This window comes from Pseudarthrobacter sp. 10T415 (assembly GCF_056394175.1).
In genome coordinates this window covers 293,604-314,060 of the sequence record NZ_JBFTHJ010000004.1, presented here as the reverse complement: position 1 = coordinate 314,060, position 20,457 = coordinate 293,604, and the positions used below count along the sequence as shown (strand labels likewise).

The 20,457-nt window shown below is 67.0% G+C and carries 19 protein-coding genes; 16 read left to right on the top strand and 3 right to left on the bottom strand.

The features are described from left to right. The first annotated feature begins 66 nt into the window (after nucleotides 1-66). On the top strand, nucleotides 67-1,356 hold the full coding sequence (locus tag AC1DBN_RS08850; protein WP_091723371.1) for an MFS transporter: 1,290 nt from the start codon (nucleotides 67-69) through the stop codon (nucleotides 1,354-1,356). Nucleotides 1,357-1,460: 104 nt separating this feature from the next. On the opposite strand, the gene AC1DBN_RS08845 is transcribed toward AC1DBN_RS08850, so the two are convergent. Continuing rightward, a complete protein-coding gene (locus tag AC1DBN_RS08845) occupies nucleotides 1,461-2,513 on the bottom strand; it encodes a DUF808 domain-containing protein (protein ID WP_091723373.1) in 1,053 nt (350 codons plus the stop codon). A gap of 285 nt (nucleotides 2,514-2,798) precedes the next feature. On the opposite strand from AC1DBN_RS08845, the gene AC1DBN_RS08840 reads away from it, so the two are divergent. The 11 genes from AC1DBN_RS08840 to AC1DBN_RS08790 all read left to right on the top strand — a co-directional run bounded on the left by AC1DBN_RS08840 (nucleotide 2,799) and on the right by AC1DBN_RS08790 (nucleotide 14,385). Beyond that, nucleotides 2,799-3,599 carry a hydroxypyruvate isomerase family protein gene (locus AC1DBN_RS08840; protein WP_477723029.1) on the top strand — a complete coding sequence of 267 codons (801 nt, stop codon included), beginning with the start codon at nucleotides 2,799-2,801 and terminating at the stop codon, nucleotides 3,597-3,599. Nucleotides 3,600-3,632: 33 nt separating this feature from the next. Continuing rightward, a complete protein-coding gene (locus AC1DBN_RS08835; RefSeq protein ID WP_477723028.1) occupies nucleotides 3,633-4,511 on the top strand; it encodes a 2-hydroxy-3-oxopropionate reductase in 879 nt (292 codons plus the stop codon). Between the two features lie 176 nt (nucleotides 4,512-4,687). Continuing rightward, on the top strand, nucleotides 4,688-6,478 hold the full coding sequence (gene gcl, locus AC1DBN_RS08830) for a glyoxylate carboligase (RefSeq protein WP_477723027.1): 1,791 nt from the start codon (nucleotides 4,688-4,690) through the stop codon (nucleotides 6,476-6,478). A 2-nt stretch (nucleotides 6,479-6,480) separates the two neighbouring features. Beyond that, nucleotides 6,481-7,677 (top strand): glycerate kinase, encoded by a 1,197-nt coding sequence (locus AC1DBN_RS08825; RefSeq protein WP_477723026.1) that lies wholly within the window; start codon nucleotides 6,481-6,483, stop codon nucleotides 7,675-7,677. Further along, the gene (allB, locus tag AC1DBN_RS08820) at nucleotides 7,670-9,013 is read left to right on the top strand and encodes an allantoinase AllB (RefSeq protein WP_056080894.1); all 1,344 of its coding nucleotides are present in this window, start codon (nucleotides 7,670-7,672) and stop codon (nucleotides 9,011-9,013) included. The genes AC1DBN_RS08825 and allB overlap by 8 nt, the downstream gene beginning before the upstream one ends. Before the next feature lie 105 nt (nucleotides 9,014-9,118). Next, a complete protein-coding gene (locus tag AC1DBN_RS08815) occupies nucleotides 9,119-9,874 on the top strand; it encodes a winged helix-turn-helix domain-containing protein (protein WP_477723025.1) in 756 nt (251 codons plus the stop codon). Nucleotides 9,875-9,893: 19 nt separating this feature from the next. After that, nucleotides 9,894-10,391: a thioredoxin-dependent thiol peroxidase gene (gene bcp, locus AC1DBN_RS08810; protein WP_477723024.1), complete on the top strand. Its 498-nt coding sequence runs from the start codon at nucleotides 9,894-9,896 to the stop codon at nucleotides 10,389-10,391. Between the two features lie 256 nt (nucleotides 10,392-10,647). Beyond that, nucleotides 10,648-12,168, top strand: a complete 1,521-nt coding sequence (locus AC1DBN_RS08805; RefSeq protein WP_477723023.1) for a CotH kinase family protein — start codon at nucleotides 10,648-10,650, stop codon at nucleotides 12,166-12,168. A gap of 126 nt (nucleotides 12,169-12,294) precedes the next feature. After that, entirely contained in the window at nucleotides 12,295-12,774 is a 480-nt protein-coding gene (gene bcp / locus AC1DBN_RS08800; RefSeq protein ID WP_091723386.1) for a thioredoxin-dependent thiol peroxidase, read from the top strand. Nucleotides 12,775-12,989: 215 nt separating this feature from the next. Continuing rightward, nucleotides 12,990-13,565, top strand: coding sequence for a GNAT family N-acetyltransferase (locus AC1DBN_RS08795; RefSeq protein ID WP_477723022.1), 576 nt, complete (start codon nucleotides 12,990-12,992; stop codon nucleotides 13,563-13,565). A 154-nt stretch (nucleotides 13,566-13,719) separates the two neighbouring features. Continuing rightward, entirely contained in the window at nucleotides 13,720-14,385 is a 666-nt protein-coding gene (locus AC1DBN_RS08790; protein ID WP_091723389.1) for a DNA alkylation repair protein, read from the top strand. A 197-nt stretch (nucleotides 14,386-14,582) separates the two neighbouring features. Here AC1DBN_RS08790 and AC1DBN_RS08785 read toward each other — a convergent pair whose 3' ends face one another. Next, nucleotides 14,583-14,978 carry a hypothetical protein gene (locus AC1DBN_RS08785; RefSeq protein WP_314214737.1) on the bottom strand — a complete coding sequence of 132 codons (396 nt, stop codon included), beginning with the start codon at nucleotides 14,976-14,978 and terminating at the stop codon, nucleotides 14,583-14,585. A 268-nt stretch (nucleotides 14,979-15,246) separates the two neighbouring features. Between AC1DBN_RS08785 and AC1DBN_RS08780 the strand changes: the two genes are divergently transcribed. The 4 genes from AC1DBN_RS08780 to AC1DBN_RS08765 are packed head-to-tail and all read left to right on the top strand — an operon-like array spanning nucleotide 15,247 to nucleotide 19,072. Beyond that, on the top strand, nucleotides 15,247-16,359 hold the full coding sequence (locus tag AC1DBN_RS08780; protein ID WP_091723391.1) for a PP2C family protein-serine/threonine phosphatase: 1,113 nt from the start codon (nucleotides 15,247-15,249) through the stop codon (nucleotides 16,357-16,359). Then, nucleotides 16,356-18,332 carry a glycosyltransferase family 2 protein gene (locus tag AC1DBN_RS08775; RefSeq protein ID WP_477723021.1) on the top strand — a complete coding sequence of 659 codons (1,977 nt, stop codon included), beginning with the start codon at nucleotides 16,356-16,358 and terminating at the stop codon, nucleotides 18,330-18,332. Before AC1DBN_RS08780 ends, AC1DBN_RS08775 begins: the two co-directional genes overlap by 4 nt. After that, the gene (locus AC1DBN_RS08770) at nucleotides 18,322-18,654 is read left to right on the top strand and encodes an STAS domain-containing protein (protein WP_091723395.1); all 333 of its coding nucleotides are present in this window, start codon (nucleotides 18,322-18,324) and stop codon (nucleotides 18,652-18,654) included. The genes AC1DBN_RS08775 and AC1DBN_RS08770 overlap by 11 nt, the downstream gene beginning before the upstream one ends. Next, nucleotides 18,647-19,072, top strand: coding sequence for an ATP-binding protein (locus AC1DBN_RS08765; protein ID WP_091723396.1), 426 nt, complete (start codon nucleotides 18,647-18,649; stop codon nucleotides 19,070-19,072). Before AC1DBN_RS08770 ends, AC1DBN_RS08765 begins: the two co-directional genes overlap by 8 nt. Before the next feature lie 71 nt (nucleotides 19,073-19,143). Here the strand turns inward: AC1DBN_RS08765 and AC1DBN_RS08760 are convergent, their stop codons facing one another. Continuing rightward, the gene (locus AC1DBN_RS08760) at nucleotides 19,144-20,370 is read right to left on the bottom strand and encodes a GAF domain-containing sensor histidine kinase (protein WP_091723398.1); all 1,227 of its coding nucleotides are present in this window, start codon (nucleotides 20,368-20,370) and stop codon (nucleotides 19,144-19,146) included. Nucleotides 20,371-20,457: the final 87 nt, after the last annotated feature.

Sequence of the window (20,457 nt, the reverse complement as noted above, 5' to 3'; positions counted from 1 at the left end):
GATTCACAGCCGGCAGCAGCGCCGCTGCCCGGCACCACCACCCGAACCGACCACCAGGAAGCCACCATGTCCATTGCAGTAACCAAGCAGCAGACTGGACGCATGTCCACCGCCAAGACCGTCGTCGGCACCGGCATCGGCAACGCCGTCGAATGGTACGACTGGGCCATCTACGCCACTTTCACCCCGTTCATCGCCAGCCAGTTGTTCAGCAAGCAGGACCCGGCTTCGGCCGTGCTGTCCACCCTGGCGATCTTCGCCGTCGGCTTCGTGGCACGCCCGTTCGGCGGCTTCCTCTTCGGCTGGATCGGAGACAGGGTGGGCCGCAAAGCGTCCATGACCCTCGCCGTCGGCCTCGCCTCGCTGGGCAGCCTGATGATCGGCGTTGCGCCCACCTTCGCCGCCGTCGGCGCCTGGGCATCCCTGATGCTCCTGGTGGCCCGGCTGGTCCAGGGCCTGGCGCACGGCGGCGAACTCCCGTCGTCGCAGACGTACCTGTCCGAGATGGCCCCCAAGGAGCACCGCGGATTCTGGGCCACCCTCATCTACACGTCGGGAACCGTAGGCATCCTGTTCGGCACCCTGCTGGGCGCAGTCCTGAACATGACAATGACTGCCGAGGCCATGAATGCCTGGGGCTGGCGGATCCCGTTCCTGCTGGGCGCCGCGATGGGCCTGTACGCGCTGATCATGCGGTCACGGCTGCACGAGACCGAGGCGTTTGAGGGCGAGTCGAAGACGGAGAAGCGTGCCCCGATCTGGCCGCAGGTTGTCCAGTACCGCAAGCAGGCCCTGCAGGTGATCGGGCTGACCGTCGGCCTGACGGTGATCTACTACATCTGGGGCGTCGTGGCACCGAGCTACGCCACCACCGCGCTGAAGATCGACCGCGGCGAAGCCCTGTGGGCCGGCGTGGTTGCCAACATCGTGTTCATTGCCGCCCTTCCCGTCTGGGGCAAGCTCTCGGACCGCATCGGCCGCAAGAAGGTGCTGTGGGCCGGCGCCATCGGCTCTGCGGTGTTCCACTTCCCGATGACCTGGCTGCTGAAGGATTCCGCGTGGCAGCTGGCGGTATCGATGTCCGTCATGCTGATTTTCATCGCTGCGAGCGCCGCCATCGTTCCCGCCGTCTACGCCGAGCTGTTCCCGACCTCGATCCGCACCGTTGGCGTGGGCGTCCCGTACTCCATCTGCGTGGCAGTGTTCGGCGGCACCGCACCCTACCTGCAGCAGTGGCTGGGTACCTCACTCGGGGCACCCCAGGTGTTCAATGTCTACGCGGTGGTGCTGCTGGTCATCAGCGCCGCATTCGTCTTCAGCATCCCTGAGACGAAGGGCAAGGACCTCACGCACTAGGGCCGCACAGGCTTCACCGACGACGGCGGGCTCCGCACCTGATCTGGTGCGGAGCCCGCCGTCGTTGTTCTCTTTTCGTTCGCACCTGCATCGGTGCGCTGCGGCTAGGAGGCCGTTCCGCCGTCGTTCTTCGCCGGCGGCTGGGCTGCGGCGGCGTGGTTGCCGTCCGCCGCGGCACTGTCTGCGTGACCGTGACCATGGTCTTCATTAGCCTTGGCCTTGTTGGACGGCAGCGCCTTGAGCAGCGGCGTCACCACAGCCATCACGATGGTGCCCCAGATGACACCCAGCACTGCGGAACACAGGGTGTTCACCAGCCAGGCCAGGAAGCCGCCCACTACCGCGAAGCCGGCGAACGGGTGCTCGAGGGCATGGACCAGGTCGTACAGGGTGTGCCAGCCGAGATCATGCGTTCCCTGCAGCATGATGTGGCCGCCCACCCAGAGCATGGCGATGGTTCCGATGAAGGTGATGGCGCCGAGCACTGCGGGCATCCCCCGGACCAGGAGCTCGCCGAAGCGCTGGGAGCCCGCGGAATCCTTCGCGGCCAGGTGCATGCCGACGTCGTCCATCTTGACGATGAGCGCCACGGCGCCGTAGACGGCCACGGTGATCACAATCGCGACGACGATGAGGATGAGCGCCCGCACCCACAGGGAGGCATCGGGGACCTCGTTCATGGCGATCACCATGATCTCGCAGGACAGGATGAAGTCGGTGGTGATGGCGCCCTTGACCACTTTGGACTCCGCCTCGGGACCCCGGTCAACGGCAGGCGAATCCTCATCCGCTGAGTGGTGGCCGCGGAGCTTGTGCCACACCTTCTCCGCACCCTCGTAGCAGAGGTAGGTGCCGCCGAGCATCAGGATGAACGGAATGGTCCACGGGATGAAGGCACTGATCAGGAGCAGCGCGGGCAGGATGATCAGGAGCTTGTTGCGCAGCGAACCCCAGAAGATCTTCTTGATCATCGGCAGCTCGCGGGACGGGTCGGCCCCGGAGACGTACTGCGGGGTGACGGCAGCGTCGTCGATGACCACGCCCGCCGCCTTCGCACCGGCCTTGGCTGCCCCGGCTGCGACGTCGTCCACCGAGGCCGCTGCGATACGCGCCAGGGCCGCAATGTCGTCGAGCAGGGCGACGAGTCCGCCGCTCACAGCTCCGCCCCGGATCGTGTGGGGGCTGGTGGCGTCACTTGGGTGTCTCGGCTGAGGCGCGTGGTTGGCATGTTCGGAGTATATGTTGGCGGGCCGCCGGACATGCGGCTGCCGTGGCCCCTCACACCATCCCGCCCCCTTGACTCCATGCCCCACACTTCCCTACACTTTTCATAAAGCAGAATCTAAATTCCACAAAGCGGAATAAAGCAAAGAACCGGCGACGGTCCCCACGCTGACCGCAAGGGAAGATAGATCAAAGCCCCTCCCTCGGAAGGACCTACGATGACGTACACAGTGAACTGCTCCATCCTCCTCACGGAACTGCCCCTGCTCGAGCGCCCCGCGGCGGCCAAGGCAGCAGGCTTCGACGCCGTCGAGTTCTGGTGGCCCTTCGAGACCTCAGTCCCCGCAGACAGCGAGATCGCCAAGTTCGAGAACGCCATCACGGACGCGGGTGTGCAGCTCACCGGCCTGAACTTCAACGCCGGCAACATGCCCGGCGGTGACCGCGGCCTGGTCTCCTGGAAGGGACGCTGCTCCGAGTTCAAGGACAACATCGACGTGGTGGCCGGCATCGGCGAGCGCCTCGGTTGCACGGCCTTCAACGCCCTCTACGGCAACCGGCAGGACGAATTCACCCCCGAAGAGCAGGACGAGCTGGCCGTCAGGAACCTCGCGGCAGCAGCTGAAGGCGTGGCCCGCATCGGCGGCACCGTCCTCCTCGAACCCGTCAGCGGCGCACCCAGGTACCCGCTCCTCACCGCCGACGACGCACTCAAGGTCATCGCCCGCGTCAAGGCGGAGGCCGGCGTCGGGAACATCAAGCTCCTCGCCGATTTCTACCACCTGTCAGTCAACGGCGACGACGTCGAATCCGTCATTGAAAACCACGCCAAGGACTTCGGCCACATCCAGATCGCGGACAACCCCGGCCGCGGCGCACCCGGCACCGGCACCCTCCCGCTGGGCGAATGGATCGCCCGCAGCCGCGAACTCGGCTACGACGGCTACATCGGCCTCGAATACAAGGAACCGCAGGAAACGGCCTTCAGCTGGGCCATTCGCGAACACGCCGCCAAGTAATCCCCCCGCAGACTTTCCAGAAAGAGAACCATCATGAGCAACGTTGCAATCATCGGACTCGGAATCATGGGCCTGCCCATGGCCATCAACCTCGTCAAAGCCGGCCACACCGTCACCGGTTTCAACCGCAGCCAGGACAAGATCGACAAGCTCGTCTCCGAAGGCGGCCAGGGCGCCACCAGCATCGCCGACGCCGTCAAGGACGCCGACGTCGTCATCACCATGGTGCCGGACTCCCCCGACGTTGAAGGCGTCGTCAGCGGCAAGGACGGCGTCTTCGCCAACGCCAAGCAGGGCACCCTGTGGATCGATGCCTCCAGCATCCGCCCCGACGTCGCCAAGCGCCTCTCCGAAGAAGCCGTGGAAGCCGGCATCCGCCCCCTCGACGCCCCGGTCTCCGGCGGCGAACAGGGCGCCATCGACGCCGTACTCTCCATCATGGTGGGCGGCGAAAAAGCAGACTTCGACGCCGCCCAGGACGTGCTGAACGCCGTCGGCAAAACCATCGTCCACGTGGGGCCCTCCGGCTCCGGCCAGACCGTCAAGGCTGCAAACCAGCTGATCGTCGCCGTCAACATCGAGGTCCTCGGCGAAGCCATCGCTTTCCTTGAGGCCTACGGCGTGGACACCGACGCCGCCCTCAAGGTCCTCGGCGGCGGCCTGGCCGGCTCCAAGGTCCTGGACCAGAAGGGCCAGAAGATGCTGGACCGCAACTTCGATCCCGGCTTCCGGCTCGCCCTCCACCACAAGGACCTGGGCATCGTCACCGCCGCCGCCCGCGAAGCCAACGTCGCCGTCCCCCTCGGCGCCGTCGTCGCACAGCTCGTCGCCGCCACCGTCAACCAGGGTGACGGCGCACTGGACCACTCGGGACTCTTCAAGCAGGTCCTCCAGCTCAGCGGCCGCAAGTAACCCAGGCCTGAAGCAGCCCCGCCAAAACGGGGCACTTCGACACGGACACGCCGGCCGCCGTCGTCCATTACGACGGCGGCCCTCCCCAAAGCGCCCCGCGACAGCCGGGCCTTCCTTCAGCACACCCAAAAACACCCAGACTTCGCCCTCCCAAGGGGCACAACAAGGAGCACACCATGAGCAAGATGCGTACCGTTGATGCAGCGGTGGCCATCCTGGAAAAGGAAGGCGCCATCGAGGCGTTCGGCCTGCCAGGAGCTGCCATCAACCCCTTCTACTCCGCAATGCGCGCCCACGGCGGCATCCGCCACACGCTGGCCCGCCACGTTGAAGGCGCCAGCCACATGGCCGATGGCTTCAGCCGCGCCAAGGACGGCAACATCGGCATCTGCATCGGCACCTCGGGCCCCGCCGGCACCGACATGATCACCGGCTTGTACGCCGCCTGGGCAGATTCGATCCCCATGCTCTGCATCACCGGCCAGGCACCGGTGGCCAAGCTGCACAAGGAAGACTTCCAGGCCGTGGACATCGAGTCCATCGCCAAGCCCGTCACCAAGATGGCCATGACCATCCTGGAGCCCGGACAGGTTCCCGGTGCGTTCCAGAAGGCCTTCCAGCTGATGCGCTCCGGCCGCCCCGGCCCCGTGCTGCTGGACCTGCCCATCGACGTGCAGATGGCCGAGATCGAGTTCGACATCGACACCTACGAGCCCCTGCCCGTCGAAAAGCCCAAGGCCTCCCGCAAGCAGCTGGAAAAGGCCCTGGACATGCTGCTCGCCGCCAAGCATCCGCTGATCGTGGCCGGCGGCGGCATCATCAACGCCGGCGCCTCGGAGCAGCTGGTGGAGCTGGCCGAGACCCTCAACGTTCCCGTCATCCCCACCCTGATGGGCTGGGGCACCATCCCGGACGACCACCAGCTGATGGCAGGCATGGTGGGCCTGCAGACCAGCCACCGCTATGGCAACGAGAACTACCTGCAGAGCGACTTCGTGATCGGCATCGGCAACCGCTGGGCCAACCGCCACACCGGCGGCCTGGAGACCTACACCGCCGGCCGCAAGTTTGTACACATCGACATCGAGCCCACGCAGATCGGCCGCGTGTTCTCGCCGGACCTGGGCATCGCATCCGACGCCGGCGCGGCGCTGGCAGGGCTGGTTGAGCTCGCCAAGGAACGGGCTGCTGCCGGTTCCCTGCCGGACTACAGCGCCTGGGTTGCCGAATGCCAGGACCGCAAGGCCTCGCTGCACCGCAAGACCCACTTCGAGAACATCCCCATCAAGCCGCAGCGCGTGTACGAGGAGATGAACAAGTCCTTCGGCCGCGACACCACCTACGTGTCCACCATCGGCCTGTCCCAGATCGCCGGCGCGCAGATGCTGCACGTCTTCGGCCCGCGCAAGTGGATCAACGCCGGCCAGGCAGGCCCCCTGGGCTGGACCGCCCCGGCAGCCCTCGGCGTCGCCCGCTCCAACCCGGAGCAGACCGTGGTGGCGCTCTCCGGCGACTACGACTTCCAGTTCATGATCGAGGAACTGGCCGTGGGTGCGCAGTTCAACCTGCCGTACATCCACGTGGTGGTGAACAACTCCTACCTGGGCCTGATCCGCCAGTCCCAGCGCGGCTTCAAGATGGAGCAGAACGTCTCCCTGGCGTTCGAGAACATCAACAGCTCACACCTGTCCGAGGAGACCCGCGGCTACGGCGTGGACCACCTGAAGGTGGCCGAGGGCCTGGGCTGCAAGGCAGTCCGCGTGGAGGACCCCAACGACCTGGGCGCCGCGTTCGAAAAGGCCAAGGCCCTGATGGGCGAGTTCCAGGTTCCCGTGGTGGTGGAAGTGATCCTGGAAAAGGTCACCAACATCTCCATGGGCGTGGAAATCAACGCCGTCAACGAGTTCGAGGAACTGGCCGAGTCCGCCGCTGACGCCCCCACCGCCATCCTGGCACTGCAGGCGTAACCATGCGGATCGTGATTGCCCCGGACAAGTTCAAGGGATCCCTGTCCGCCCCGGAGGTGTGCAGGTTCCTCGAAAAGGGCCTGCAGCGCGGTGCCGGCGGGAACCTTGACGTCCTCCGGATTCCGGTGGCCGACGGCGGCGAGGGCACCCTCGACGCCGCCGTCGGCTCCGGCTTCACCCGGCGCACGGCCACGGTGGCCGGGCCCACCGGGCAGCCGGTGGAAGCCGAGTTCGCCGTCCGGGGCCACGAAGCCGTCATCGAAATGGCCACAGCCTCCGGGCTGGCGCTGGTCCCCCGCGTACAGGACGGCGGCCGGCCCGCCTCGGCGGATGCCACCACGGCCACCAGCCTGGGCACCGGGCAGCTCATCCGTGCCGCGCTGGACGCGGGTTGCCGCCGCATCGTGCTGGGCGTTGGGGGCAGCGCGAATACCGACGGCGGTGCTGGGCTCCTGCAGGGCCTCGGCGCCAGGTTCCTCGACAGCCGCAACAACGAACTTCCCCCGGGCGGTGCGGCGCTGGCCAACCTGCACAGCATCGACTTCACCCACTTTGAACCCCGCCTGGTGGACACCCGCTTCGTGCTGGCATCCGACGTCGACAACCCCCTGCTGGGCGCCCAGGGCGCCGCGGCGGTTTTCGGCCCGCAAAAGGGTGCCGCACCACAAGACGTCGGCATGCTCGACGCCGCCCTGGCCAGGTTTGTCGAAGTCCTGGCCAGGGAAATCGGATTCCGCGCCGTCAAGGCCGCCGAGGCTCCCGGAGCCGGAGCAGCCGGCGGCGTGGGCTACGCCGCCATCGCAGCCCTGGCCGCAACGCGGCGGCCGGGAATCGACGTCGTGCTCGAATTCACGGAACTGGCGGACCGGTTGGCCGGCGCCGACCTGGTGATCACCGGCGAAGGCAGCCTGGACGAACAGAGCCTGCTCGGCAAGACCCCCATGGGCGTTGCCCGGGCCGCAGCAGCACGGGGCATTCCCGTCATCGCGGTGTGCGGGCGGACCACCCTGGAGCAGAGCCAGGCCGCCGCCGCAGGATTCGAAGACGTCTACGCTTTGACCGAACTCGAAACCGATGTAAACAGGTGCATATCAGAGGCTGGCGAGCTTCTGGAGCAGCTGGGCACCCAGATCAGCAAGCGGCTGGCGGCCGGACGGCCCGCCAACGCTGCAAGTACAAAGGAGGACCTCCGTGTCTGAAGAACGTTTTGACCTGGTCATCCGGGGCCAGCGCATCCTCACCACCGCCGGCATCGCCCCGCGCGAAGTGGGCGTCCGCGGCGGCAAGATCGTCGCCATCGAGCCGCTGGGCAACGGCCTGGCCGGCACCGAGATCATCGAACTGGCTGACGACGAAACCCTGCTCCCGGGACTGGTGGACACCCACGTCCACGTCAACGAGCCCGGCCGCACCGAGTGGGAAGGCTTCGCCTCCGCCACCCGCGCCGCAGCAGCAGGCGGCGTCACCACCATCATCGACATGCCGCTGAACTCCGTCCCGCCCACCACCACCGTGGCCAACCTCAAGCTCAAGCGCGAGGTGGCAGAGGACCAGGCGTTCATCGACGTCGGGTTCTGGGGCGGCGCCATCCCCGGCAACAAGGCGGACCTGCGCCCGCTGCACGACGACGGCGTGTTCGGCTTCAAGTGCTTCCTCCTCCACTCCGGCGTGGACGAGTTCCCGCACCTGGACGCGGACGAGATGGAAGAGGACATGGCCGAGCTGAAGTCCTTCGACTCGCTCATGATCGTCCATGCCGAGGACTCGCACGCCATCGACCGGGCACCGCACCCCGGCGGCGACCACTACGAAACCTTCCTGGCCTCCCGCCCCCGCGGCGCCGAGAACAAGGCCATCGCCGAGGTGATCGAACGGGCCCGCTGGACCGGTGCCCGCGCGCACATCCTGCACCTCTCGTCGTCGGACGCGCTGCCCATGATCGCTTCGGCAAAGCGCGACGGCGTGAAGCTCACCGTGGAGACGTGCCCGCACTACCTGACCCTCATGGCCGAGGAAATCCCGGACGGCGCCACCGCGTACAAGTGCTGCCCGCCCATCCGCGAGGCCTCCAACCGGGAGCTGCTGTGGCAGGGCCTGCAGGACGGCACCATCGACTGCATCGTCTCGGACCACTCCCCCTCCACCCTGGACCTCAAGGACCTGGAAAACGGCGACTTTGCCGTGGCCTGGGGCGGAGTCTCGTCGCTGCAGCTGGGCCTCTCCCTGATCTGGAGCGAAGCCCGGCACCGCGGCATCCCGCTGGAGCAGGTGGTGTCCTGGATGGCGGAGAAGCCCGCCAACCTGGCCCGCCTCACCAACAAGGGGCAGCTGGCCCTGGGCTACGACGCCGACTTCGCGGTCTTCGCCCCGGATGAGGCCTTCGTGGTGGACGTGTCCAAACTCAAGCACAAGAACCCCATCACGCCTTACGACGGCAAGACCCTGGCAGGCGTGGTCCGCAAGACTTTCCTGCGCGGCGCCGTGGTGGACGGCCAGACCCCCACGGGCAAGCTGATCCGCCGCGGCGGCGTCTAGGGACGCGCCATGGCAGTGGAAGCACACCATCCGCGGGCGGCTTTCCCTTCGGGGATGCCTTCCCGCCCGCGGATGCCCCACAGCCGGCAGATGGCGGAGCCTTCCATGACACAGCCCCCTCGTTCAGGCCAGCCCCCGCGGGCGGTCCAGCCCAAAGCTGTGGCCCGCGGCCTGGCCGTGTGGGTGGTGCCGGAAGAAGGAACCAGCCCCGAAATCCTGGCCCGGGCCGCCGAACTGGTGCTCGCCCGTGCCCTGCAGACTGCTCCGGAGGCGGAAGTCCATTGGCCTGCCGCCGGAGCCCCCACGTCCGGGGCCTCCGCCGGGGAGGGAGCCACAGATCACTCCTCCCGCGCTCCCTCCACGGCGGGGGACTCCGGCGCTTCAGCTCGTGATTCATCGGGTGATCCAACCGGCGATCCAACGGATAAGGCCGGCGGCAACGCTGCCGGGACTGCTGCAGCGGCTGCTGTGGTGGAAGCCGGGACGGCAGGCAGCGCGGTTGACGACGCTGCTTACCTGCCGCCGTCGGCCGGGCCCGTCAGCACCGTGGCCGTGGACCTCGCCGCCGATACCGTCCTCCTGGATGGCGTGCCGGTCTCCCTGACCGGCGTCGAATATAAGGTTCTGCGGTTCCTGGTCACCCACCTGTCCCGCACCGTCAGCCGGGAGGAGCTTCAGGAATTCCTGGAGTTCCTGAATTACCCCGGCGCCACCGCCCGGTCCATCGACGTCTACGTGGGCCGGATCCGGCGGAAGCTTGGCAACGCCCGCCACGCCGTGGCAACCGTCCGAGGCGGCGGTTACCAGTTCATCCCCGGCCCGCACGCCACCGTGCGCGGGCCCGCCGAATACTCCATCTGAAACCCCACCGAGGAGCAGCATGACCACCGCGCCCAACAACACCGCGCCCTTTACTGCCCGGCTCCAGCCCGGCAGCCCCGCACCGACCTTCACGCTTCCGGACGCCGCAGGGAACCCCGTATCGCTCGAGTCCTTCCAGGGCCGGAACGTGATCGTGTATTTCTATCCGAAGGCCGCCACCCCCGGCTGCACCACCGAAGCGTGCGACTTCCGCGACAACCTGGCCTCGCTGCAGGGCCGCGGCTACGAGGTCCTCGGCATCTCCCCCGACGCTCCCGAAGCCCTGGCCGGCTTCACCGCAGACCACGCCCTGACGTTCCCGCTGCTTTCGGACCAGGACCACGCCGTGGCCCGGGCGTACGGAGCCTGGGGCGAGAAGCTGGTCAACGGCGAGATCCTCGAAGGCGTCCTGCGCTCCACGGTGGTGGTCGGGCCGGACAGGCGTGCCGTCCTCGCGCAGTACCAGGTGGACGCCCAGGGCCACGTCGCGGCGCTGCGGGAAGAACTCGGCCTCTAGCCCAACGCCCGCTCACTCGTGGCGCCCAAACCCCAAACGCCCGCTCACTCGTGGCGCCCAAACCCCAAACGCCCGCTCACCAGTGGCGCCCAAACGGATGGTTGCGCTATCAGTTGGGGCTCCCTAGACCCGGGTTTGGGGAGCTATCTGATGGCGCATCCGGTTTACATACCGGCCGCATGGCACCAGCACAGCAACGGCACAGCTGTGCCCGGGAACGTGGATGGAACAGATCCCCGAGCCTGAAGCAGGACCCATGCGACGTTTCCCCGGTGCCATCCTTTCCTCCTCCGCCCTGGCGGTAGCCCTTGCCCTGACCGGGTGCGGTATTGGGGCAGGTGCGGAGTCGTCCGGCACGCAGGCCACGTCCGCAGCGTCAGCCACCGCAGGAGTGGATGCCGGCAACGGCACCACGGACACCACGACGCCGGACTCCACCCTTTTCACGGACGGCGCCTCCCACACCGTCAGCGTCACGTGGAACGAGGACGACTACGCCGCGATGATCGCTGCCTACGAGGCCGACGGGTCCAAGGACTGGATCGCCGCGGACATCACCATCGACGGCACCACCGTGTCCAACGTGGGCGTGCGGCTCAAGGGCAACTCCACGCTTCGGAGCCTCAGCGGCAACGGCGCAGGTGGCGGCGGGATGGGCGGGAACGCAGCGTCGACCGGGATCTCCTCCGACGTCCCAGAGTCCCTGCCCCTGCTGATCCGCTTCGACAAGTACGTGGACGGCCAGACCTACCAGGGGCTGGGCGAGGTGTCGTTGCGCCCCGGCTCCCCCGTCCTGAATGAGGCGCTGGCCCTGGCCCTCACGGGGGCCAGCGGCCAGGCCACGCAGCGGTACGCCTACACCACCTACTCGGTGAACGGCAGCCCCACCCAGACCCGGCTGCTGGTGGAAAACCCCGATGAAGACTACGCGGACTCCCTCTTCGATACCCCGGGAGTCCTCTACAAAGCTGATGCGGACTCCAGCTTCACCTACCAAGGCGCCGACCTGGCCACCTACGAGGACCAGTTCAAGCAGCTCAACAACGGGGACAGCGAGACAGTCCAGCCCATCGTCGACTTCCTCAAGTGGCTGTCCGAAGCCACCGACGAGGAGTTCGACGCCGGCCTGGCGGAGCGCGTGGATGTGGAGTCCTTCGCCCGCTACACCGCTACGATGAACCTGCTGGTCAACGGCGACGACATGGCCGGGCCCGGCCAGAACTACTACCTCTGGTACAGCCTGGACACCAAGAAGATCTCCGTCATTTCCTGGGACCTTAACCTCGCCATGACCGGCGACGCCACGGCATCGCCCGAGGCGCAGCTGTCCATCGGCGGTGGCGGCGGTGGCGGCGCAGGGAATCAGGGTGCGGGAGGCGGCATGCAGCCTCCCGGAACGGACGACGGCGGCTGGGCACCTTTTGCGGGAGCCGCAGCGGACGCTGACGGCACGGCAGGAACAGCGGGTGGAACGGGTCCAGGAGCCGGAGCGGCCGCGGGGGCTGCAGCCGGTGCAGGAGGCGGAGGAGGCCGGGGCGGCAACGAACTGAAGGAAAGGTTCCTGGCTTCGGAGGCCTTCCAGTCCGTGTATGACGCCGCCTACGCGGATCTTTACGCGCAGCTGTACGCCAGCGGAACCGCGGCCAGCCTCCTCGACTCAATTGCCGCCGTCGTACCACTCAGCGACGGGCTCACCGCCGAGGAACTGGCTGGTGAAACGCAGACCCTGCGCACTTTCATCCAGCAACGCACTGACGCGCTTAAGGACCAGGTTTAGGCAGCAGGAAAGGCGTCCGCGGCAGGGGTGGCGGAATACCGGGTGTGACGGCGGAGTTGTTGCTGATAGCGGAAAACCGCTTCACTTGATGTTGGCCATTATTGACCGAATCTCCAAAGGAACGCCATGAGCCAGACCTTGACCACCAAGCTTCAGCCCGGAACCCCGGCTCCCGACTTCACCCTGAGGGATGCCCAGGGCCGGGAAATCTCCCTGGCCGATTACCGTGGCAAAAATGTCATTGTGTACTTCTACCCCAAGGCCGCAACCCCCGGCTGCACCACCGAAGCCTGCGATTTCCGCGACAGCCTGGGCGCGCTGCAGGGCCAGGGGTACGAGGTGGTCGGCGTCTCCCCCGACGCCCAGGAAGCCCTCGCCGGCTTCAGCGGCGACTTCTCCCTGACCTTCCCGCTGCTCTCCGACCAGGACCACGCCGTCGCCCTCGCCTATGGCGCCTGGGGAGAGAAGCTGGTCAACGGCGAGATCGTCGAGGGCATCGTCCGTTCCACCGTTGTGGTGGATACCGAGGGCAAGGTGGTCCTGGCGCAGTACCAGGTGAAGGCCGACGGCCACGTGGCCCGGCTGAAGGAAGCCCTGGGACTCTAGTCTGCGCTGACGGGTAACGCGTCTACGGCAGACGCTGATGAGAAACCTGTCATCGAAAGAACGCCTCCGCGCGGAAAGTGCGGGGGCGTTCTTCGTTGGCGGGCGGCGGTGCGGTTGTTCGGCGGTGCGGTTGTTCGGTCACGGATGCGGTTCCAGGAAGCGGAAGCGCCCGCGGAACCGTTGCCGCACCTGCCTGCCGGTGACAGGATGGCGGCATGGCGATCGAAATCCGTCCGGCCACCGATTTCGCGGACGTCAGAACCCTCGTGGGCCCCAAGCGGCCGGATGCGAACGTGTGTTGGTGCCTGAGCTACCGCATCCCGTCCAGGCAGAACCAGCAGCTCCACGGAACTGAGCGCGGGGAGTTCGTGAAAAAGCTGGTGGCGGAGGATCCTCCGCCGGGAATTTTGGCGTACGACGGCGGCGAGCCGGTTGGGTGGGCAGCGGTGCACCCCCGCGCGGACACGGGTTTCGCCACCAACCGGCGGATCCCCCACGTGGACGCCCGGGAGGTGTGGTCCATCTGGTGCATCCGGGTCCGGCCAGGGCATCGCGGCAACGGAATCTCACACGCCCTGCTGGCGGGAGCCGTGGACCTGGCACGGACCTACGGAGCACCCGTCGTCGAAGGGTATCCGGTGGACAACGCCGGGCAGAAAGTGGACCTCACCATGGCCTACGTGGGCACTCGGAAGCTCTTCGAGGATGCCGGTTTCACGAAGGCCGCGGACACCGAGGCCGTGCTTAATGGCTTTCCGCGGGTGCTGATGCGGCTGGACCTGGCTCAGTAGCCGGCCCCGCATAGTGAGCTATGCGGTGGGCCCCGGCGCTGACAGCCCAGGCGGTGGCAGGCATGGCGGTGGCAGGCATGGCAGTGAGCCCGGGCCGGTGGATCGATGCCCGGCCGTAAGCTGATACTTCACGGCAACGCATGCGGAGGTAGGGATGTCCCAGGCAGTGGATGAGGTTCTGGCCGAACTGGCGGAGCTGGAAGATCCCAAGTTTCGCGAAGCCAATGAGAAGCGCGGGGACGATCACGGCATCAACTTGGGCAAGCTCCGGGCCGTGGCCAAGCGGCTGAAAACCCAGCAGGACCTGGCACGGCAGCTGTGGGCCTCCGGGGATACCGCGGCGCGGCTCCTGGCGCTGCTGATCTGCCGGCCTAAGGACTTCAGCCGTGAGGAACTGGACGCAATGCTGCGCGAATCCCGGGCACCGAAAGTCCACGACTGGCTGGTCAACTACGTGGTCAAGAAGAGCCCGCACGCCGAAGCACTCCGCGTGGCCTGGACGGCAGACCCAGACCCCGTGGTAGCCAGTGCAGGCTGGGCCCTCACCACTGAGCGGGTGGCCAAGAAGCCGGACGGACTTGACCTGCCGGGCCTGCTGGACACCATCGAGGCGGAGATGAAGGCCGCCCCGGACCGCCTGCAGTGGGCCATGAACCACACCCTTGCGCAGATCGGGATCGAGCATCCGGACCAGCGGGCCAGGGCCATCGGCATCGGCGAGCGCCTGGAGGTCCTCAAGAACTACCCCACACCGCCGAACTGCACGTCACCGTTCGCGCCAATCTGGATCAACGAGATCGTGAGCCGCCGCAGCGCTTAGGCCGGACGCCGGCCGCGGGTGAGGCGTCTACTTCCTTCGCCAGTACTTGCCCCAGTCCACATCCATGGCCCACAGCGCCAGGAGAAGCGCGTCCATGGTCATGAGTCCTGCCAAAAGGTAAGCCCAACCTGCCATCCAACCCACCGCAATCTCCTGACTGTTTCCCCCAGCCAATCGATTGCTCCTCAGTGTGGCATCTAAACCGCCTGGACGGAACGCCCCCGGCCCACAGTTTTGAAGAGTCCTTCCAGCCGGTGGTGCGCGTCTGTCTCCACCCTCAACCGGTGGGTCAGCTTCTCCACGTGCTGCGACATCTCGTCCCCTACGGGCAGGCGGTCTCCCGGCCAGTTCCAGACGTCCCTGGACTCGGCCAGGGCATCCGCGAGGTCGCGGGCAGCGGCCCGGACTTTGCGGGCATGGACGTGAAGGCACCATAGTGCCCGGGCCTTGGCCGCGCCCACCTCCAGGACTTCCTTAACGATCAGGTCCAGGCCAACACCCGGACCAGCTCCGACGTCCAGGCCGGCGGCGCCACCCTGGGCCGGCGCACTCTGGGCAGGCGCACCCCGGTTCGTATTTTTGGTCTGTTCCATGGCTTCCCCCGCGATCCGCCAGCCAGGCAACTTCCGGCGGGGACCGCCGTCGTGTCCCCTGCTGCCCGGAAGCTGCAGCCTTGGTCCGAGTGTCCCGGTCCATGCTCAACGTCCGGGCAAGCCGGTCCCAAGATTTGCGCAAGATGCCCTTCAGCGGGTCCACGGCGCCGTCGTCATGGCTGCATTCCGCCGCTGAACAGCGGATTCGCTTGAAACTGTGAAGCGCTGAGACATGCCCCGTCCGCCTTAATACGGTAGAAGTAGAGCTATGGTCTCTCCCCCTGAAGTTCGTCGTGCCGTTGTCATCGAGGATGACCCGGACATCCGCGGGCTCCTGGTCCGCGTGCTGACCAAGCAGGGCTTCGAAGTCACGGAGGCCGGTACGGGCCTGACCGGCGTCGAGGAAGTCCGGCGCAGCCAGCCGGACCTGGTCACGCTTGACCTGAACCTCCCGGACCTGGACGGCCTGGAAGTCTGCAAACTCCTCCGCGAATTTTCCGATGCGTTCATCGTCATGCTGACCGCCCGCGCGGACGAGCTGGACAAGCTGACGGGCCTGGACAACGGCGCCGATGAATACATCAGCAAGCCGTTCAGCCCGCGTGAACTGCAGTCACGGATCAACGCCCTGTTCCGCCGCCGGCCCTCCCCCGCCGCTGACACGGCATCGCGCAGCGAACTCCAGCGTGCCACCGAGGTCCAGCTGAGCCTCCTGCCCAAGGAGGACATCCGTGTTGAGGGGTACGACGTTGCCGGGGTCTTCCGTCCCTCACGCAGCGTGGGCGGGGACTTCTACGACTGGTACCAGACACCCGAAGGCCTGCACCTGACCTTTGCCGATGCCATGGGCAAGGGCATGGGTGCGGCCCTGATCGCCGCTACGGTCCGCGCCGTCATGCGCTCCACCGGCCGCCGGCAGGACCTGGACGGCGCGTTCGCCTCCGCCAGCAAGGCGATCGCCACGGACCTTGATTCCTCCAACTCCTTTGTTACCCTCTTCCACGCCCGGCTGGACGCGGCGTCGGGCAAGGTCAGCTATGTCGACGCCGGCCACGGGCTCGCGCTGCACGTCGAGTCGGGCGGGGCAGCACACCGCCTTCCTTCGGGAGGGCCGCCGGTGGGGGCCTGGTCCGGGTCCGAGTGGCCCCAGTCCGGCCTCGACCTGGCGCCCGGCGACTGCCTGGTGGTGGTCAGTGACGGCGTGCTGGATGTCTTCGAATCCGTGGAGGACTTCACGGAGGCCGTCCGGCGGGCCACCCAGGCCGAGGATTCCGCGCAGGCGGCCAGCAGCGCCATCCTGTCCCTCGCCCCGGCCGAGACCGCTGAGGACGATGTGACGGTGGTTGTGGTCCGCAGGCTCCCCCAGGATGTGGCGGTATGACCCGGTTCTGGACCCGCGTGGTGGTGGTGCTGACCGTTATCACCGGCGTGAACTACATCGCCTGGCGGTGGATGGCCTCCCTGAACTGGGAAGCCTGGTGGATCGCCCTGCCGCTGGTCATCGCCGAAACGTACAGTCTCATCGACGTGATGCTGTTCGGCATGACGGTGTGGAACCTGAAGATCCGCAAGGGCGCCCCGGAGCCACCGGCCGATGCCACGGTGGACGTCTTCATCACCACGTATAACGAGGACCTTGACATGGTGCTCACCACGGCGCTGGCGGCCAAGCGGATCCGGCATCCGCACAGCACCTGGATCCTCGACGACGGCGCCCGCCCCGAGATGAAGGCACTCGCCGAACGGCACGGGCTGGGTTATGTGACCCGCAGCGAGGACTGGACCAAAGACCTGCCCCGCCACGCCAAGGCGGGGAACCTGAACAATGCGCTGATGCAGACCGACGGCGAGTTCCTGCTGATCCTGGATGCGGACCAGATCCCCGAACCGGACATCCTGGAAAAGACGCTGGGCTACTTCAACAACAGCAAGGTGGCGCTGGTCCAGACCCCGCAGTACTTCAGCAACGTCCCGGCCGACGACCCCCTGGGCAGCCAGGCCCCGCTGTTCTACGGCCCCATCCAGCAGGGCAAGGACGGCTGGAACGCTGCCTTCTTCTGCGGCTCCAACGCCATCCTGCGCCGCGAAGCGCTGATGCAGCTGGGCCTGGTGGGCTACGTGAAGGAGACCGAGAAGAGCATCCGCCGCGCGCTGGCAGCCTCCCGGCAGGCCATCCGGCAGGCGCGCAAGTCCACGGACATGGACTCGCTGGTGGCGCAGGTGCTGGACGAGGTGGAAGCCGCCACTGTTGAAGCGCAGCAGGAACTGGACTCCGGCATGGCGCTCAGCGAGATCACCTACCGGGTGCGCCGCCGCGTGGACACCGCCGTCCAGACCCTGGTGCAGGCAGACGTCGAGGCACTGCAGTCGGACCTCGAGGAAATCGCGGCCATGGAACTCGCCCACGTTGGCGAGGCCGGCGTTCCGGTGGTGGCCGACGACGCTGTGCAGCGCATGTCCGCCCGCGACTGGTCCCCGCTGGGCGCCCTCGAATCGGTCCAGGCCGTCCTGGATGCGCTCTCGGTGGAACGCAACGACGAAGCCCAGCCGATCATGCCGCTGGCCACCATTTCGGTCACCGAGGACATGGCCACCGCCATGCGCATGCACGCCATGGGCTGGCAGAGCGTCTACCACCACGAGATCCTGGCGTACGGCCTGGCGCCGGAGGACCTGAAGACCATGCTCACCCAGCGGCTCCGCTGGGCCCAGGGCACCATCCAGGTGCTGCTCCGGGAGAACCCGCTGGTGCAGAAGGGCCTGAAAATCGGCCAGCGGCTGATGTACTTCGCCACCATGTGGACCTACCTGAGCGGCTTCGCGGCGGTTATCTACTTCGCAGCCCCCATCATCTACCTGCTGCTGGGCATCCTGCCCGTCACCAGCCTCAGCTGGGACTTCTTCATCCGGTTCATTCCGTTCATGGTGGTCAACCAGCTGCTGTTCGCGGTGGCCGGCCGCGGCATTCCCACGTGGCGCGGCCAGCAGTACAGCCTCGCCCTGTTCCCCACGTGGATCAAGGCGTGTACGACGGCGGCCCGCAACGTCTGGTTCGGCCGTCCCCTGGGGTTCGCGGTGACGCCCAAGGCGCGCCAAAGCGGCGGACCCAGCTGGAGCCTGATCCAGCCCCAGATCGTGGTGTCCATCCTGCTGGCCGTGGCCGCCGTCGTCGGAATTGTCCGCCTGGCCACCGGCCTGGCAGAACCGCTGGGCACCCTGGTGAACGTGGCCTGGGTGATCTTCGACCTGGTGGTCATGTCCATCCTGGTCCGCGCCGTGCTCTACAAGGGCTTTGAACCGCCCGCAGAATCCGCAGAACCAACACAATCCGAGAGGAATCCCGATGGAGTTTAGCTATGAGGTCAAGGACTCATATGCCGAGGTCAAGGCGGACGGGCGGCTGAACATGGTGTCCGCGCCCAAGCTCCGCGAGTTCGTCACGGACGTGATCGCCGGCGGGTCCAACCGGATCGTGGTCAACCTGGAGAACACCGCCTTCATGGATTCGTCCGGGCTGGGCGCCCTCATTGGCTGCCTGAAGGCTGCGCGGCAGGCCGGCGGGGACCTGCGGATCGCGGCAGTCCAGCCGCAGGTGAAGATGGTCCTGCAGCTCACCAGCATGGACAAGGTCCTCACGGCCTACCCGTCGGTCGAAGAGGCGTTCGGCAATGACTGAAGTGCTCGCCTCGCGCAGCTTCCGCGGGCTCGCCACCGAAGACGCCATCAACGATGTCCACAACGACATGGACAGCCTGTGGCTCGATGTGCCGTTCGTGAATGACATGGACCAGATGACGTTCACCACGGCGGTGATCGAGTCAGCGTCCAACATCGTCCAGCACGCCGAACCGGCGGGCGCGGATCCGGTGGAACTCGGCGTGGACATCACCGTGGAGCCGCTGCTGCTCCAGGCCCGCGTGAGCGCCTACAACGCCAAGCCGCCCTTCGGCCCCATGGAACCGGCAACGCCCGGCGAGGATGCCGAGTCCGGCCGCGGGCTTGCCCTGATCCAGGCCCTGGTGACCACCGTGACGTTCGAACGGCAGGACGGCACCAGCACCTGGGTCCTGTCCCGCACGTCTTCCCAGGACTGACTGCTGCCTGACGGTTGGGTTTGCCGGAACCCGGTTCCGGCAAACCTAACCACCGGCACTACGCCCGCACGCTACTGCGCGGCGGGGAACAGCACTGAGACGGTGGCTCCACCGCCTGGAGTTTCACTGATGCTCAGTTCGCCTCCGTGTGACTGGGCAATCCGCTGGCAGGTAGCCAGGCCCAGGCCTGTTCCCGGGCCGTCGCCGGGCCGGTGAAGCCGGACCAGCGGTTCCACCGCCCGTCCCCGGTCCGCCGGCCTGATGCCTTTGCCGTTGTCCGCCACATGGACGGTGACGCCGCCAGGGCAGGTGGTGGCGGTGATGGCCACTTCCAGGCCCCGCCCGGGCTCCCGGTAGTTCAGCGAGTTGGCCAGCAGGTTCTGGATCAGGGTGCGCAGCTGCTGGCGGTCGGCGGTGAGTTCCGCATCCTCGCACAGGAAACCGCTGCCCAGCCCCAGGTCCACCCCGAGGTCCTGGGCCGCTTCTGCCGTGACGGCCAGCAGGGACACCCGCTCCAGATGCAGCTCCCCATCCGCGCGGGCGTAGTTGAGCACGTCTTCGAGGGTTCCCAGCATGCGCCGGCCGCCCGTTCCGATCAGTCCCAGGTATTCGGCTGCCGGGTGGTCCGGGGCCATGCCGGGATCGTCCTCGGCCAGCTCAACGTAGCCCAGGATGGTGGTCAGCGGAGCGCGGAGGTCATGGCTCACGCGGCCGGCGAACTCGGACAGCATGGCGTTGCTGCGACGCAGCTCCACCAGGGCATGGTCAAGCTGGAGCGTCCGGTGCTGGAGTTCGAGGAGTTCCACCACCTGCTGGGCCAGCACCTCCACCAGGTCTATCTGCTCCGGCGTGGGGAGTTCGGCCTGGTCCGAAAAGACGCACAGCGAACCCAGCACCAGGCCATTAGACGTTCGCAGCGGCACGGAGGCGTAGAAGCGGACATCCGCGATTTCCCCCGTGACGAACGGGTTGGCGGCAAAGCGCGGGTCCAGGGAAGCGTCCCGCACCACAGTGGTTCCTGGATCCAGGAACACGGAGGCGCACATGGAGTCCTCGCGCGAGCAGATGCCGGCCGCGGTCCCGGACGCCGCAATCTGCAGCTGCTGGTCCGAGGTGATGATGTTGACCACGCCGTACGGCACCCCGCACAGTGATGCCGCCACGCGGACCAGGTTGTCGAGGGCGCCCTGCGCCTGGCGGTCAATAAGTATGGGGATAGTCCCCTCGTGGGCCGGCAGTAATCCGTATTCCTGCAGGCCAAGATCGCGTCCGGCGTCCTGATCGGTCAGCGTCTGCATAGCGTCCCGTCCATATTCTGTTGACTCCCCAGTCTGTGTCAGCAGGCCTTTGAAAGGCCTTTCCGTGATGATACCGGGTAGGCCGCG

Coding starts and splice junctions, on each gene's coding strand:
- AC1DBN_RS08825 (WP_477723026.1), top strand. CDS start 6,481: ATGCGGATCGTGATTGCCCCGGACAAGTTCAAGGGATCCCTGTCCGCC.
- AC1DBN_RS08815 (WP_477723025.1), top strand. CDS start 9,119: ATGACACAGCCCCCTCGTTCAGGCCAGCCCCCGCGGGCGGTCCAGCCC.
- AC1DBN_RS08780 (WP_091723391.1), top strand. CDS start 15,247: ATGGTCTCTCCCCCTGAAGTTCGTCGTGCCGTTGTCATCGAGGATGAC.
- AC1DBN_RS08765 (WP_091723396.1), top strand. CDS start 18,647: ATGACTGAAGTGCTCGCCTCGCGCAGCTTCCGCGGGCTCGCCACCGAA.
- AC1DBN_RS08790 (WP_091723389.1), top strand. CDS start 13,720: ATGTCCCAGGCAGTGGATGAGGTTCTGGCCGAACTGGCGGAGCTGGAA.
- AC1DBN_RS08785 (WP_314214737.1), bottom strand. CDS start 14,978: ATGGAACAGACCAAAAATACGAACCGGGGTGCGCCTGCCCAGAGTGCG.
- AC1DBN_RS08760 (WP_091723398.1), bottom strand. CDS start 20,370: ATGCAGACGCTGACCGATCAGGACGCCGGACGCGATCTTGGCCTGCAG.
- AC1DBN_RS08835 (WP_477723028.1), top strand. CDS start 3,633: ATGAGCAACGTTGCAATCATCGGACTCGGAATCATGGGCCTGCCCATG.
- AC1DBN_RS08795 (WP_477723022.1), top strand. CDS start 12,990: ATGGCGATCGAAATCCGTCCGGCCACCGATTTCGCGGACGTCAGAACC.
- bcp (WP_477723024.1), top strand. CDS start 9,894: ATGACCACCGCGCCCAACAACACCGCGCCCTTTACTGCCCGGCTCCAG.
- bcp (WP_091723386.1), top strand. CDS start 12,295: ATGAGCCAGACCTTGACCACCAAGCTTCAGCCCGGAACCCCGGCTCCC.
- AC1DBN_RS08805 (WP_477723023.1), top strand. CDS start 10,648: ATGCGACGTTTCCCCGGTGCCATCCTTTCCTCCTCCGCCCTGGCGGTA.
- gcl (WP_477723027.1), top strand. CDS start 4,688: ATGAGCAAGATGCGTACCGTTGATGCAGCGGTGGCCATCCTGGAAAAG.
- AC1DBN_RS08850 (WP_091723371.1), top strand. CDS start 67: ATGTCCATTGCAGTAACCAAGCAGCAGACTGGACGCATGTCCACCGCC.
- AC1DBN_RS08770 (WP_091723395.1), top strand. CDS start 18,322: ATGGAGTTTAGCTATGAGGTCAAGGACTCATATGCCGAGGTCAAGGCG.
- AC1DBN_RS08840 (WP_477723029.1), top strand. CDS start 2,799: ATGACGTACACAGTGAACTGCTCCATCCTCCTCACGGAACTGCCCCTG.
- AC1DBN_RS08775 (WP_477723021.1), top strand. CDS start 16,356: ATGACCCGGTTCTGGACCCGCGTGGTGGTGGTGCTGACCGTTATCACC.